Raw genomic sequence first — 13,803 nt, 5'->3', positions numbered from 1 at the left:
CGGGGTGGCTACGGCCACCCCGTTGCGTTACGCATGGAGACAAGCCGACATGCCCTGGCTGCAACTCAAGGCGCGCATCGCTCCGGAGCAGGCTGAACTGCTCGAGGAGCTGCTGCTGGCCGAAGGCGCCACCGCCATTACCCTGCAGGATGCCCACGACGACCCGGTATTCGAACCGGAGCGCGGTACCACGCCACTGTGGAACGAGACGGTGCTCACCGGCCTCTATGACGATCTGGAAGGGCTGCAGGATATGCTCGAGCGGCTAGCCGCCGCCTGGGCCGAGCATGCCCGGTGAACCCTGCCCCGAGATCGAGCATGAACTGGTGGCCGACCGCGACTGGGAGCGCGAATGGATGGAGGATTTCCAGCCGCTGCGCATGGGCCAGCGGCTGTGGATCGTGCCGAGCTGGCACGTGCCTCCTGAAGCCGACGCGGTCAACCTGCATCTCGATCCGGGACTCGCCTTCGGCACCGGCACCCACCCCACCACCGCGATGTGCCTGGAGTGGCTCGACGGCCTGGCGCTGGAAGGTGGCTTGGACGGCAAGGCAGTGCTCGACGTGGGCTGTGGTTCGGGCATCCTTGCCATCGCCGCGCTCAAGCTTGGCGCCGCCACGGCCACCGGCACGGACATCGACCCGCAGGCGCTGCAGGCCAGCCGCGACAATGCCGAGCGCAACGACATTGCCGAGGAGGCGTTCACGCTGTGCTATCCCGAACAGTTGGCGGCCAGCCGGCGCTTTCCGGTGGTGGTGGCCAATATCCTGGCCGGCCCGCTGGTCACGCTGGCGCCCACCATCGCCGGCCATGTGGCCCACGGCGGGCGCCTGGCGCTCTCCGGCATCCTGGCGCACCAGGCCGACGAGGTGCTCGACGCCTACCAGGCGCAGGGGCTCAGGATGGAAAACCCCGAGCTGCGCGACGGCTGGGCAAGGCTGAGCGGCTACCGGCCATAGCCTTGACGCACCGATCGACCGAGCGCCGGGCATAGGCTTCACTGCCCGCACCCTCGTCGGCCAGCCCTTCACCCCCATGCGTTAGAGGCGTATGATATGCCCCCCGAATCCTCAGGCCATATCATGACCCAAAGCCGCCCCCTGCCGCAGATCGGCTGCCACCGCCTGCCCAACCGGGTCATTCTTGCCCCGATGGCCGGCGTGACCGATAGGCCGTTCCGCCAGCTCTGCCGCCGCCTCGGCGCCGGGCTGGTCGTGGGCGAGATGGTGACCAGCGACCCTTCGCTCTGGCATACCCGCAAGTCGCGACAGCGGATGGACCATCGCGGCGAACCTGGGCCCAGAGCGATTCAGATCGCCGGCGGCGATGCGGCGATGCTGGCCGAAGCCGCCCGCCTCAACGCTACCCAGGGCGCCGAGATCATCGATCTCAACATGGGCTGCCCCGCGAAGAAGGTTTGCAACAAGGCGGCCGGCTCAGCGCTGCTGCGCGATGAAGCCCTGGTCGGCGAGATCCTCGATGCCGTGGTAGCCGCCGTGGCCGTGCCTGTCACCCTGAAGATCCGCACCGGCTGGTGCGCCGACAGCAACAATGGCGTACGTATTGCCCATATCGCTCAGGAGGCCGGCATCCAGGCGCTGGCCGTCCACGGCCGCCATCGCCAGCAGCGCTTCAGCGGCGAGGCCGAGTACGACACCATCGCCGCCATCAAGCAGGCGGTGCGCATCCCGGTGTTTGCCAACGGCGATATCGATTCGCCTGAAAAGGCCGCATGGGTTCTGGACTATACTGGGGCGGATGCGGTGATGATCGGCCGCGCCGCCCAGGGTAACCCTTGGCTGTTCCGAGAAATCGACCACTTCCTGCGCCACGGCGAGCGGCGAGCCCGCCCACCACGGATGAGCGCGCCGAGGTGCTGCGCCAGCACGTGAAAGCCCTGCACGACTTCTATGGGGAGCGCATGGGCGTGCGCATCGCGCGCAAGCATCTGGGCTGGTATCTCGCCGCCGACCGGCGCCTCGATGCCGAACAGCAGCATCTGCTCAGAGCGGCATTCAATGGCCTGGAAACGCCCGACGACCAGTATCACTTCATCGATGACCTATTTCGTCCCCGGAGCGAGCGTGAGGCTTCGTGGGCAGCGAACGGAATCCATGCCGCATGAATCGTGACGCTATCAATCCGAACCCGGACCTGACGAATCTCGACGGCGGCGCCTGCGCCGACCTGCCCCCGGAAGCCGCAGCGGTCGCCGCTGCCGCAGCGGGTGGAAGCCTGGCCGAACAGCCCCTGCGCGAAGCCGTGGATGTGGCGATGCGCCGCTACTTCGACCATCTCGATGGCGGTACCGTCACCGATCTCTACGCCATGGTCATGGCCGAAGTGGAGGCCCCACTGATGGCCGCGGTCATGGACTATACCCAAGGCAACCAGACGCGCGCGGCCGAGATCCTGGGACTCAACCGGGGCACGTTGCGCAAGAAGCTCAAGCAGCACGACCTGATCTGACACGGCAGCCGCCCGCCGCCCTTCCTTCACTCCGACTAAGAGTTGCAACGCACCATGGCCGATACTCCCACTCCTTCACCGGTTCGCCGCGCCCTGCTCAGCGTCTCCGACAAGACCGGCATCGTCGACTTCGCCCGGGGCCTCAGTGAACGCGGTGTCGCGCTGCTTTCCACCGGCGGCACCTTCCGCCTGCTGCAGGAAAACGGAATTGCGGTACGCGAAGTATCGGAGCACACCGGCTTCCCCGAGATCATGGACGGTCGGGTCAAGACTCTGCATCCGAAGATCCACGGCGGCATCCTCGGTCGCCGCGGTCAGGACGACGCGGTGATGGCCGAGCACGACATTGCGCCCATCGACATGGTGGTGGTCAACCTCTACCCCTTCGCCCAGACCGTCGCCAAGCCGGACTGCACGCTCGAGGACGCCATCGAAAACATCGACATCGGCGGCCCGACCATGGTGCGCGCGTGCGCCAAGAACCACGCCCACACCACCATCGTGGTGGATGCCGGCGACTATGATCGCGTGCTGGCCGAGATCGACTCGCAGAACGGTGCAGTGAGCCATGCCACCCGTTTCGACCTGGCGGTGAAGGCCTTCGAGCACACCGCCGGCTACGATGCCGCCATCGCCGACTACCTGGGACAGCGCGTGCCCGGCGGCGAGGATGGCTTCCCGCGCACCTACAACGTGCAGTTCATCAAGAAGCAGGCCATGCGCTATGGCGAGAATCCGCATCAGAGCGCGGCCTTCTACGTCGAGGCCGACGCCCGCGAGGCAAGCGTCGCCACCGCCCGCCAGCTGCAGGGCAAGGAGCTCTCGTTCAACAACGTGGCCGACACCGACGCCGCCTTCGAGTGCGTCAAGAGCTTCACCGACATCGCCTGCGTGATCGTCAAGCACGCCAACCCCTGTGGCGTGGCGGTTGGCGCCTCGCCCCGTGAAGCCTACGACAAGGCCTTCGCCACCGACCCCACCAGCGCCTTCGGCGGCATCATCGCCTTCAACCGCCCGCTGGACGCCGAAACCGCCCGCGCCATTATCGACCGCCAGTTCGTCGAGGTGATCATCGCCCCCGGCGTCGAGGAAGCTGCCCTGGCCATCGTCGCCGAGAAGCAGAACGTGCGCCTGCTCGACGTCGGCGACAACTGGCCCGGCGAGCGTGAGCACGCCCACGACTTCAAGCGCGTCACCGGCGGGCTGCTGGTGCAGGACCGCGACCTCGGCATGGTCGGCCGCGACGAGCTGACCGTGGTCAGCGAGCGCGTGCCCAGCGAGCAGGAGATGCGCGACCTGGCCTTTGCCTGGAAGGTGGCCAAGTACGTCAAGTCCAACGCCATCGTCTACGCCAAGGACGGGCAGACCATCGGCGTCGGCGCCGGCCAGATGAGCCGCGTCTACTCGGCCAAGATCGCCGGTATCAAGGCCGCCGACGAGGGCCTCTCGGTGCCCGGCTCGGTGATGGCCTCGGACGCCTTCTTCCCGTTCCGCGACGGCATCGATGCCGCGGCAGCGGCCGGCATCACCGCGGTGATCCAGCCCGGCGGCTCCATGCGCGACCAGGAAGTGATCGACGCCGCCAACGAGGCAGGCATCGCCATGGTGTTCACCGGGATGCGCCACTTCAAGCATTGAAGTTGTCGGCCGCCGCGCCGCCGTTTTCACTCGCTTGACCACGACACCCCCAGCGGCTCGCGCCGCTGGGGGTGTTCTGTTTTACACGAAGCGCGGTACCCGCCTCGGCGAGACTCTCAGCCCAGATCGAAGCAGAGGTACTTGGTTTCGAGGAATTCTTCGATTCCCTGGTGGCCACCCTCGCGGCCGAGCCCGGAAGCCTTGACGCCTCCGAACGGCGCTGCAGTATTGGAGATCAACCCGGTATTGATGCCCACCATGCCGTACTCCAGCGCATCCGCCACACGCCAGACGCGGCCGAGGTCACGCGAATAGAGATAGGAGGCGAGGCCGTACTCGGTGTCGTTGGCCATCTGCACGGCATCTTCCTCGTCATCGAACGGAAAGACGGCCGCCAGCGGACCGAAGGTTTCCTCCTGGGCCACCTTCATGTCGCCACTGGCGAAGCTGATCAGCGTGGGCGTAAAGAAATTGCCGCCCAGCGGGTGGGGGTGGCCGCCCAGCAGCAGCTCGGCGCCCTTGTCGAGGGCATCGTGCACATGCTCGCTGACCTTGGCCACCGCCTTGTCGTCGATGAGCGGGCCGATGTTGACCTGGGGCTGCGTGCCGTCGCCAACCTTCAGCTCGCTGTTCATGGCCACGGCGAGCTTCTCGCAGAAGGCGTTGATTACGCTGGAATGCACCAGGAAGCGATTGGTGCAGATGCAGGTCTGCCCGGCATTGCGGAACTTGGCTGCCATGGCGCCCTCCACCGCGGCATCCAGGTCGGCGTCCTCGAACACCAGAAACGGCGCATTGCCGCCCAGCTCCAGCGAGATCTTCTGAATGTGCCGCGACGCCTGCGACATCAGCTGGCGCCCCACCTCAGTGGAACCGGTGAAAGTGATCTTGCGCACCAGCGGCGATTCGGTCATCGCCGTGGCGATTTCGCCGGCGCGCCCCGGCACCACGTTGAACACGCCGCGGGGAATGCCGGCCCGCTCGGCCAGCAGCGCCAGGGCCGTCGCCGAGAAGGGGTCTGGCTGGCCGGCTTGACCACGATGGTACAGCCTGCTGCCAAGGCTGCCCCGGCCTTGCGGGTGATCATGGCAGCGGGAAAGTTCCACGGCGTGATGGCACCGACGACGCCCACCGGCTGCTTGGTGACCACGATGCGCTGGTTGGGCTTGGCGGCAGGAATGGTCTCGCCGTAGATACGCCGCGCCTCCTCGGCATACCAGCGCAGGAAGCTTGCGGCGTAGGCGATCTCTCCGGCCGCCTCCTTGAGCGGCTTGCCCTGCTCGTAGGTCATTAGCAGGGCCAGGTCGTCCTGGTGCTCCATCATCAGGTCGTACCACTTCATCAGGATGTCGGCACGCTCCTGTGCGGTGAGCGCACGCCAGCCGACCAAGGCCGCATCCGCCGCCTCGATGGCGCGCTCGGTCTCGGCACGTCCGAGGCGCGGCACGGTACCGAAGACCTCGCCGGTAGCCGGGTTGGTTACCTCGATCTGCTCGCCGCTGTCTGCGGCGACCCAGCTACCGTCGATATACGCGAAAGGGCAGTAGAGCTGCGTTTCCTTCAGAGCTTCCATGTGTCTCTCCCGGCCATTGGCTGGCCTGTTGTCAATGTGCCTGGGCGCAGGCAGTCCGTTTTGTCTCGCAGCAGCGCATCGCGCCCTCCCCTGCCGCTCTCATGGTACGGCGGGCTCTAGCATGGCGGTCAGGATGGCGAGAATCAGTGCCAGGGCAATGGCGATCCAGCAGAAGGCCCGACCGGTGTAGCGGTCGGGCTCGCGCCTGATCTGGCGCAGCCCCAGCAGGGCGAACAGGGCCGCCGCAATCGTCAGCGGAGGCAGGCTACCCTCGAACAGCAGGGCCAGCAGCGCCGTAACGATGGCGGTCATGGCCCAGGGGAGTAGCGCTGGCGCTTGGAAGGAGTGAGGGGATCGCTTGGCAACGGCTTGACTCTCGGCAACTGGCGTTACCCCATGCTAAGCGCAAAGTCGGCGAGACACCAAATTGAGGCCCAGATGAACGCCCGGGCGCCGAGTTCAACCAGTGCGACGCGGCTCCCGGCTCGACGAGAGCGTTACCGAGACGGAATCGGCGAAGCGCAGCGCATGGGGCTTGTCGATCTCCACCTGGGCGGTCAGCACCTGCTGGTGCGACATGATCAGGTCGAGCACCTCACGGGTCATGCGCTCGAGCAGCAGGAAGCGGTTCTCCTCGACCAGGGCAATCAGTGCCTTGGTGATGGTGCGGTAGTTGAGCGCCTGCTCGATCCGGTTGAAGGCCACGGCCTGGTCGGCGCGATAGCGAATCACGGCGTTGATGATCACATCCTGCCGGTTGGCGATCTCGTCTTCCTTGATGCCGATAAAGGTACGCAGCCGCAGGTTCTTGATGCGGATGGTCGCCAGGTCATGGTCGAAGTGCTGGTCGTTCAGCGCATGCAGCGTCATGCTCGTGACTCCGTGGCGGCATTCAATGTAGGGCGACACATCGCTCGATCTGTCGCGGCATCTGGCTCAGCGTCCACCCACAAGGGTCAGGAACTCCTGTCGCGTGCTCTGCTTCTCACGGAAGGCGCCGAGCATCACCGATGAGGTCATGCTGGAGTTCTGCTTCTCCACGCCGCGCATCATCATGCACAGGTGGCGCGCCTCCACCACTACCGCCACGCCGTGCGCCTGGGTGACCTGCTGCACGGCCTCGGCGATCTGCCGGGTCAGGTTTTCCTGGATTTGCATGCGCCGGGCGTACATGTCCACGATACGGGCAAACTTCGACAGGCCGAGCACCTTGCCGCTGGGCAGGTAGGCGATATGGCACTTGCCGATGAAGGGCAGCAGGTGGTGCTCGCACATGGAGTAGAGCTCGATGTCTTTGACCAGCACCATCTCGTCGGTTTCGGAAGCGAAGACGGCCCCGTTGACGATCTCCTCCAGGGTCTGAGCATAGCCGCGGGTGAGGAACTGCATGGCCTTGGCGGCCCGCTTGGGCGTATCGCGCAACCCTTCTCGTTCGGGGTCTTCGCCCAGGTCGAGGATGATCTGGCGGTAGTAGCTGGCAAGTTCTTCGGTCATGGTCAGGCGATCCTGGTGAAAGCAGAACAGGGGAGTGCGATGGCCTGGCCATCATTGTTATACAAAACATATACAGTTTTATTCGAACGCACAACATGCGTGCCAATAAGCTTGCCATTCTAACGCAAGGGAAGTGGCCATCGCAGTCCCGAAGCGCCACGCAGCGCCCACCGCTGCGGCATTGCAGACGCTGTCGGCAATACGCGGCTATGTTAGACTGCCAATATTGAGGCTGCGCGGTAAGCAGCCGTGTCTATCGAGAGTTTGCTCATGATCAAAATTTCCGACTTGATGACTATGGCTGGCGGTCTGGCGCTGATGACCCTTCCCCTGGTCGCTTCCGCCGCCACCCTCTCGCTGCCAGCCGACGCGCGTCTCGCCATGTCCGTCATCGATGTGGTGTCACTGGACGCCGAGCAGCCCCGCCGCGATGACATCCTGCTGCGCCCGGCCGTTAGCGGCAGTTCACAGGCCAGCCATGAGCTACCGGAATATTGCATTGTGGTGGGTGATGCCAGAGTGGAAGGCGAGCGCATGCGGATCACCACCAAGGCGCTGACTTGCATCCAGACCAACGGCAGCGAGAGCGAGATCTACAGCGGCGAACTCTCGGCGGCAGCCTACGAACAGGATGGTAGCTTCGGCCTGGCGGTCTGTGAGGAAGACCGCTGCAGCGTGACGCCCGACCAGGCCTTCTACCTGCAGCTGGCGAGCCCACTGACCGTCGAGCAGCAGGACAATCCCGGCGCGAGGATCAACGAACAGCGCCGCCAAGCCGATGGCCGAGGCGTGGCCAACCCGATCCCCGCCGAGCGCCCGAACCCCGACGCCAACTGATCCTGCAGGGCGGGTGCATCCAGGATGTGCCCGCTCACGCCAGCCAGCGCGGGCCATGCTCCAGCGCCTGGCGCTGCTGCTCCAGCATCCGGATATGGTCATCCCAGTAGCTAGCCTCGGCCAACCAAGGAAACGCCGGCGGGAAGGCGGGGTCCTCCCAGCGCGCCACCAGCCAGGCGCTGTGGCGCATCAAGCGCAGGGTGCGCAGCGGCTCGATCAGAGCGAGTTCCCTGCGATCGAACTCGCGAAACTGCTCGTAGCCCTCCAGCACCTCGGAAAGCTGCATTCGCCACTCGTCTTCATGCTGCGCGGTCAACAGCATCCATAGATCCTGAATCGCCGGCGCCATCATGCAGTCATCGAAGTCGACCAGGGTGAAGACTTCGTCACGCCCCAGCACGTTGCCGATATGGCAGTCGCCGTGTACGCGTATCGCCCCCCGGCTCACCTCGGCACAAGGCGCCAACGCTTTGCGCAGGGCATCGCTGATGCGCTCGTAGGCCTGGCGCTGGCGCCGGTCGAGCCAGGGGCTTGCCAGCACCTCTCGCTGCGCTTCACCGGCCATGCCCTCGAAATCGAGGCGCTGGCGATGGACGAAGGCCTTTCGCTCGCTTACGGCATGCAGCTCACCGATCAGCTCGCCCATGGCAAAGAGCTGCGCCGGGTCCTCCAGCTCAGGCGCCTGCCCCGGCACCTGGGCAAAGAGCGCAAAGCGGAACCCTTCCGCCCTATGTAGGGTCCGCCCCTGCTCGTCCTGCCAGGGGGCCGACACGCGCACCCCAGCCGCCTGCAGCTCACGCAGGAAATCGTGCTCTTCCTGGATCTGGCTATCGCTCCAGCGCGCCGGCCGGTAGAACTTGGCGACCCAGCGCCGACCGTCGTCATCGTGCATGAGGAAGACGCGATTCTCGTAGCTGTTCAGCGCATACGGCTCGCCTGGTAGCCAGAAGCCCAGGGATTCCACCACGGAGACGACGCGGGCGGGAGAAAGATCGGCAAATGGGTGAGTGGCGCGCGGCATGAAACTCCTCGGCAAAGCATGAACCACAGGAAACAGGAAGCGACCGGCATGGTAGCAGTATACGGGTCATGCCGTTACCCGCCGGTGGTGGCGACACCGGGTGCAGGCGTACGTGCGAATGCCCACACCTCCACCTCGGTGGCCCCGCCGCGCGGCAGGCCTCAGCCAGGGCGTCCAGCGTCGCTCCTGTGGTCATGACATCGTCGATGAGCGTAAGCCGCAAGGGCAGAGGCTCTTCGACGTGAAACGCCTGGCGCAGGTTTCGCATGCGCTCGTCACGGCCAAGGCCGCGCTGAGAGGGCGTGGCCTGGCGGCGCTGTGCCTGGCACAGTGGTAGCCCTAGGCGGTGCGCCAGCCGCCGGGTCAGCCACTCGGCCTGGTCGAATCCGCGCTCGCGGGCGCGCTGGCTGTGCAGCGGCACCGGCATCAATGCCTGCGGATGGCGCACCGCTGGTTCCGGCAGGCCACTCAAGAACAGCTCCAACAGCACCGCTCCAGCCCGCGGCGATGCATGAAACTTGAACCGCTGCATGAGCCGCGCCACGTCACCCTCGTAGCGCAACGGCACCCAGGCCCGCCGATAGGCGGGGCACTGCACCAGGCAGCGTCCGCGGCGACGCCCCTCCAGCGAGCCCGGCGGCTTAGGTTCGGCGCACCCCGGGCAGGCCGGCGTATTCCAGCTCAAGGATTCGAAACAGGGCGCACACCAGGAGTGACCCGGCTCGGCCGGCGCCAGGCAGAAATTGCAGCGGCCCGGCATCGCCAGGCGCAACCCACCCTCCAGCCGTTGCCGGAAGCGATGCCAGGCGAGGCTCCGCCAGCCTGCCGTTTGCCAACCCATTCGGCGCTTCATTGCCCCTCCGTCAACATTCACCATTCTCCATGGTTGACAGAAACTCCCGTTGGCGTAATCTCACCGTCAACATTTCGATTTACAAAAGATGACTGCACGACAAGAGGGTGCCATGCCAGCAGAATTCGTCACCTCGCCCGCTCCGACGACATCCACGGTTCGCCATGACTGGACGTTGGAAGAGATTGAAGCGCTGTTTGCCCTGCCCTTCAATGACCTGCTGTTCCAGGCCCAGCAGGTGCATCGCCAGCACTTCGACCCCAACGCGGTGCAGGTGTCTACCCTGCTGTCGATCAAGACAGGCGCCTGTCCGGAGGACTGCAAGTACTGCCCGCAATCCGCCCACTATACGACCGGCCTGGACAAGGAAAAGCTGCTCGCCATCGAAAAGGTCATCGAGCAGGCCAAGGCCGCCCAGGAGGCTGGCGCCAGCCGTTTCTGCATGGGCGCGGCCTGGCGCAGCCCGCGCCAGAAGGACCTGGAGGTGGTGCTGGAGATGGTGCGCCGCGTCAAGGCGCTGGGGCTCGAGACTTGCATGACGCTCGGCATGGTGGACCCCGAGCAGGCGCAACGGCTGGCGCAGGCCGGGCTGGATTACTACAACCACAACCTCGACACCTCGCCCGACTACTATGGCGAGATCATTACCACGCGCCGCTATACCGACCGGCTCGAGACCCTGGCCAACGTGCGCGATGCCGGCATGAAGGTCTGTGCGGGTGGCATCCTGGGCCTGGGCGAAGCGCCTCGCGACCGCGCCGCGCTGCTGCAGCAGCTGGCCCGACTGCAGCCGCACCCGGAATCCGTGCCGATCAACATGCTGGTCAAGGTAGCCGGCACCCCGCTGGAAGATGTCGAAGACCTGGATCCCCTGGATTTCATCCGTGCCATCGCCGTGGCGCGCATTTTGATGCCAGCCAGCCATGTGCGACTCTCGGCCGGTCGCGAGCAGATGAGCGAATCGACGCAGGCCCTCGCCTTCCTCGCCGGTGCCAATTCGATCTTCTACGGCGAGCGCCTGCTGACCACCGCGAACCCCCAGGCTAGCCGCGATCGCGAGCTGTTCCGCAAGCTTGGCCTACACCCCGAGCGTCGCGACACCTGCCGCGACGACGAGCGGCAGCAGGCCGAGCTGGCTTCGGCCGTGGCGCGCCAGGCCGAGCAAGCGCACGTCGCCGCACTGGCCTACGATGCCACCCAGGGCGTCTGACTCATGAACCTCGCCAGCGACGGCTGGGCGTCGCGCCTGGCCGACAGGGCGGCCAGGCGACAGGCAGAAGGCCTCTGGCGGCAGCGTCATTGCTTTGAACAGTCGCCTGCACTATGCGACTTTGCCGGCAACGATTATCTCGGCCTGGCCCGCGACCCCCGGCTTGCCGAAGCCCAGGCCGAGGGCGCCAGGCGCTTCGGCAGCGGTGCCGGCGCCTCGCACCTGGTCAGCGGCCACCTGGCGGTACATGAGGCGCTGGAACAGCGGCTCGCCGCCCTGGTAGGCCGTCCGCGCGCGCTGCTCTTCTCTACCGGCTACATGGCCAATCTCGGCACCCTGCAGGCGCTGTGCGACGACCAGACCCTGGTCTTCCAAGACCGCCTCAACCATGCCTCACTGCTCGACGGCGCGAAGCTGGCCGGGGCTCGCTCCCGGCGCTTCCACCATGGCTCGCTGGAGGACCTGTCGCAACTGCTGAGCCGGGCCCCGGCCGACACCGCCAAGCTCGTGGTCAGCGACGGCGTATTCAGCATGGACGGCGATGTGGCCGACATCGCCGGCCTGAGCACCCTCAGCGCCAGACACGGCGCCTGGCTGATGATCGACGATGCCCATGGATTGGGCGTTCTCGGCCATCAGGGAGACGGCTGCGTAGGACAGCGCCACGGCACGGACCGCGTGCCGGTGCTGGTCGGCACCTTGGGCAAGGCGCTGGGCAGCGGCGGCGCCTTTGTCGCCGGTGACCAGGCCTTGATCGAACACCTGATCCAGTTCGCCCGGCCCTATGTGTACACCACCGCCCAGCCACCAGGCGTGGCTACCGCCACGCTCAAGGCGCTGGACATCCTGGCCGCTGAGCCCGAACGGCGCGAGCGGCTGCATGGCCTGATCGACCATTTCCGCTGCGAGGCGACTCGCCTTGGCCTGCCGTTGATGGCCTCCCCTACTCCCATCCAGCCGCTGCTGCTGCACGACGCCGAGCGCACCCTGCGCTGGGCGCAACGCCTGCGGGAAGCCGGGTTCCTGGTCGGCGCCATCCGTACGCCCACAGTGCCCCTGGGGCAGGCTCGGCTGCGCATCACCCTGAGCGCCTGCCATACGCCGTCGCAGCTCGACAGACTGCTGGAAGCCCTTGCCACCTTGCAAGCGGAGGAGCATCGATGACACGCATCGTCTTGCTCTCGGGCTGGGGTATCGACGCCCATATCTGGCAGCCGCTGGCTCCCTACTGGGAGCCCACCGTACAGGTGACGGCACCCGACTGGCCCGGCTACGGCACGCGGCCACCAGTGGCCCGCCCCAACGATATCGCCGAACTGGCCCATGCCATGGCGGCCGAGCTGCCGGCCGAGGCGCTGTGGGTCGGCTGGTCGCTTGGCGGCCTGCTGGCCGGTACGCTGCTGGCGCATTTACCACCGCCCCGGGGGCTGGTTCTGCTGGGGATGGGCAGCCGCTTCTGCCACCCCGATGGCGTCACCCCAGATGCGCTGGCCCGCTTCCGCCGGGCGTTTTCCCACGATCCCCTGGCCACTTGGCGTCATTTTCTGCGCTGGCAGCTGCGCGGCGAACCCGAGCCACGCGACGCGCTGCGCCGGCTCAGCGGCCTCATCGGCCCCAGCCCCAGGGCGGCGGTTGCAGTGCTCGAAGCCGGCCTCACCCAATTGGCGGAGCTCGACCTCGGCGGCAGGTGGGAAAAGGCGCCTTGCCCCGTGTGGCAGGTGGCCGGCGCCCAGGACCCGCTGCTTGCCACCGCGAACCGGTTGCCTGACAGCATCACCCTGGAAGGGAGCGGCCACTGTCCGATGCTGTCGGCGCCCACCCGGCTGACTCGAACGCTGGAAACCCTCGCCCTGGCGGCCTGCGAAGCGCCTGATGCACCGACCCACAAGAACCCGGAGCCTATCGATGAGCCATGCAGCTCGCCTTTCTGACTTGACGACAGGCCATGACAGCACCTGGCGCCGGCAGGTTGCCGATGCCTTCAGCCATGCCTCGGGCCGGTACGAGCAGCTGGCCGGCGCCCAGCAGGCGCTGGGACAGGCGCTGTGGCAACGACTGCCGTCGCAGGCGGGCGCCATCCTCGACCTGGGCTGTGGGCCAGGCCACTGGAGCCAACGGCTGCAAACCCGCTTCGGCCCGAACTGCCGCATCATCGGGTTAGACATTGCCCCCGGCATGCTCGCCACGGCGCAAGCACGGCATGGCGAGGCGGTACAGTGGCTGCAGGCCGATGCCGCCGCCTTGCCGATCGCACCGGCCTCGCTCGACCTCGTGTTCTCCAATCTGGCCCTCCAGTGGTGCCTTGACCTGGAGGCCGTCTTCACAGAGCTGCACCGGGTGCTGCGGCCCGGCGGCAAGGCGCTGATCAACACCCTGGGGCCCGGCACGCTGCAGGAGATCGGCCATGCCTGGGGGTGCACCGCATCACAGCTCGACTTCCGCAGCGCCGATGCCCACCGGAAAGCCGCCATCCGGGCGCGCTTCGCTGGCATGCAGGTGATCGAACATCAGGCTCGCTTCCACTATGCCGACCTAGGCGGTGTGATGGCCTCACTCAAGGGGTGGGGGCGCATACGCGCCGTCCTGGTGCTCCGCCTGGGCGCGCCGCCCTGCAACAGGCACGCGCCCGCTACGAAGCCCTGCGTGAGCCGGCGGGCCTGCCGGTGACCTACGCTTGTCTGACCCTAGTGCTCGACAAGGACACAATG

11 protein-coding genes and 3 pseudogenes are annotated in these 13,803 nt (G+C 66.5%); 9 read left to right on the top strand and 5 right to left on the bottom strand.

Features of this window, described 5'->3' with window-relative positions:
• Positions 1-49: 49 nt before the first annotated feature.
• The 4 genes and pseudogenes from prmA to purH all read left to right on the top strand — a co-directional run bounded on the left by prmA (position 50) and on the right by purH (position 4,107).
• Positions 50-959: pseudogene (prmA, locus tag ACUDAL_RS04860) on the top strand (50S ribosomal protein L11 methyltransferase).
• Positions 960-1,055: 96 nt separating this feature from the next.
• Positions 1,056-2,125, top strand: a pseudogene (gene dusB / locus ACUDAL_RS04855) (tRNA dihydrouridine synthase DusB).
• The gene (gene fis, locus ACUDAL_RS04850) at positions 2,122-2,469 is read left to right on the top strand and encodes a DNA-binding transcriptional regulator Fis (protein WP_444677313.1); all 348 of its coding nucleotides are present in this window, start codon (positions 2,122-2,124) and stop codon (positions 2,467-2,469) included. The pseudogene dusB and the gene fis overlap by 4 nt, the downstream one beginning before the upstream one ends.
• Positions 2,470-2,523: 54 nt before the next feature.
• Positions 2,524-4,107, top strand: coding sequence for a bifunctional phosphoribosylaminoimidazolecarboxamide formyltransferase/IMP cyclohydrolase (purH, locus tag ACUDAL_RS04845; RefSeq protein WP_444679311.1), 1,584 nt, complete (start codon positions 2,524-2,526; stop codon positions 4,105-4,107).
• 116 nt (positions 4,108-4,223) lie between these two features.
• On the opposite strand, the pseudogene ACUDAL_RS04840 reads toward purH, so the two are convergent.
• From ACUDAL_RS04840 to folE, 4 genes and pseudogenes are all read right to left on the bottom strand, one after another.
• Positions 4,224-5,680, bottom strand: a pseudogene (locus ACUDAL_RS04840) (NAD-dependent succinate-semialdehyde dehydrogenase).
• Between the two features lie 99 nt (positions 5,681-5,779).
• A complete protein-coding gene (locus ACUDAL_RS04835; protein WP_444677312.1) occupies positions 5,780-5,992 on the bottom strand; it encodes a hypothetical protein in 213 nt (70 codons plus the stop codon).
• 147 nt (positions 5,993-6,139) lie between these two features.
• Positions 6,140-6,550 carry a dihydroneopterin triphosphate 2'-epimerase gene (folX, locus tag ACUDAL_RS04830; RefSeq protein WP_444677311.1) on the bottom strand — a complete coding sequence of 137 codons (411 nt, stop codon included), beginning with the start codon at positions 6,548-6,550 and terminating at the stop codon, positions 6,140-6,142.
• Between the two features lie 66 nt (positions 6,551-6,616).
• A complete protein-coding gene (gene folE, locus ACUDAL_RS04825; protein WP_444677310.1) occupies positions 6,617-7,174 on the bottom strand; it encodes a GTP cyclohydrolase I FolE in 558 nt (185 codons plus the stop codon).
• A 291-nt stretch (positions 7,175-7,465) separates the two neighbouring features.
• On the opposite strand from folE, the gene ACUDAL_RS04820 reads away from it, so the two are divergent.
• The gene (locus ACUDAL_RS04820; protein WP_444677309.1) at positions 7,466-8,011 is read left to right on the top strand and encodes a hypothetical protein; all 546 of its coding nucleotides are present in this window, start codon (positions 7,466-7,468) and stop codon (positions 8,009-8,011) included.
• A gap of 34 nt (positions 8,012-8,045) precedes the next feature.
• Here ACUDAL_RS04820 and ACUDAL_RS04815 read toward each other — a convergent pair whose 3' ends face one another.
• Complete coding sequence (locus ACUDAL_RS04815; protein ID WP_444677308.1) at positions 8,046-9,032, bottom strand: serine/threonine protein kinase; 987 nt, start codon at positions 9,030-9,032, stop codon at positions 8,046-8,048.
• Positions 9,033-9,997: 965 nt separating this feature from the next.
• On the opposite strand from ACUDAL_RS04815, the gene bioB reads away from it, so the two are divergent.
• The 4 genes from bioB to ACUDAL_RS04795 are packed head-to-tail and all read left to right on the top strand — an operon-like array spanning position 9,998 to position 13,762.
• Entirely contained in the window at positions 9,998-11,095 is a 1,098-nt protein-coding gene (bioB, locus tag ACUDAL_RS04810) for a biotin synthase BioB (RefSeq protein WP_444679310.1), read from the top strand.
• Between the two features lie 3 nt (positions 11,096-11,098).
• Positions 11,099-12,259, top strand: coding sequence for an 8-amino-7-oxononanoate synthase (gene bioF, locus ACUDAL_RS04805; protein WP_444677307.1), 1,161 nt, complete (start codon positions 11,099-11,101; stop codon positions 12,257-12,259).
• A complete protein-coding gene (locus tag ACUDAL_RS04800; RefSeq protein WP_444677306.1) occupies positions 12,256-13,026 on the top strand; it encodes an alpha/beta fold hydrolase in 771 nt (256 codons plus the stop codon). Before bioF ends, ACUDAL_RS04800 begins: the two co-directional genes overlap by 4 nt.
• Positions 13,001-13,762 carry a methyltransferase domain-containing protein gene (locus ACUDAL_RS04795; RefSeq protein ID WP_444677305.1) on the top strand — a complete coding sequence of 254 codons (762 nt, stop codon included), beginning with the start codon at positions 13,001-13,003 and terminating at the stop codon, positions 13,760-13,762. Before ACUDAL_RS04800 ends, ACUDAL_RS04795 begins: the two co-directional genes overlap by 26 nt.
• The last annotated feature ends 41 nt before the right edge of the window (positions 13,763-13,803 follow it).

The organism is Halomonas sp. E19 (genome assembly GCF_052439355.1).
GTDB lineage: Bacteria > Pseudomonadota > Gammaproteobacteria > Pseudomonadales > Halomonadaceae > Halomonas.
The sequence above is the reverse complement of the archived record's forward strand: the minus strand, read 5'-3'. Positions and strand labels throughout refer to the sequence as shown.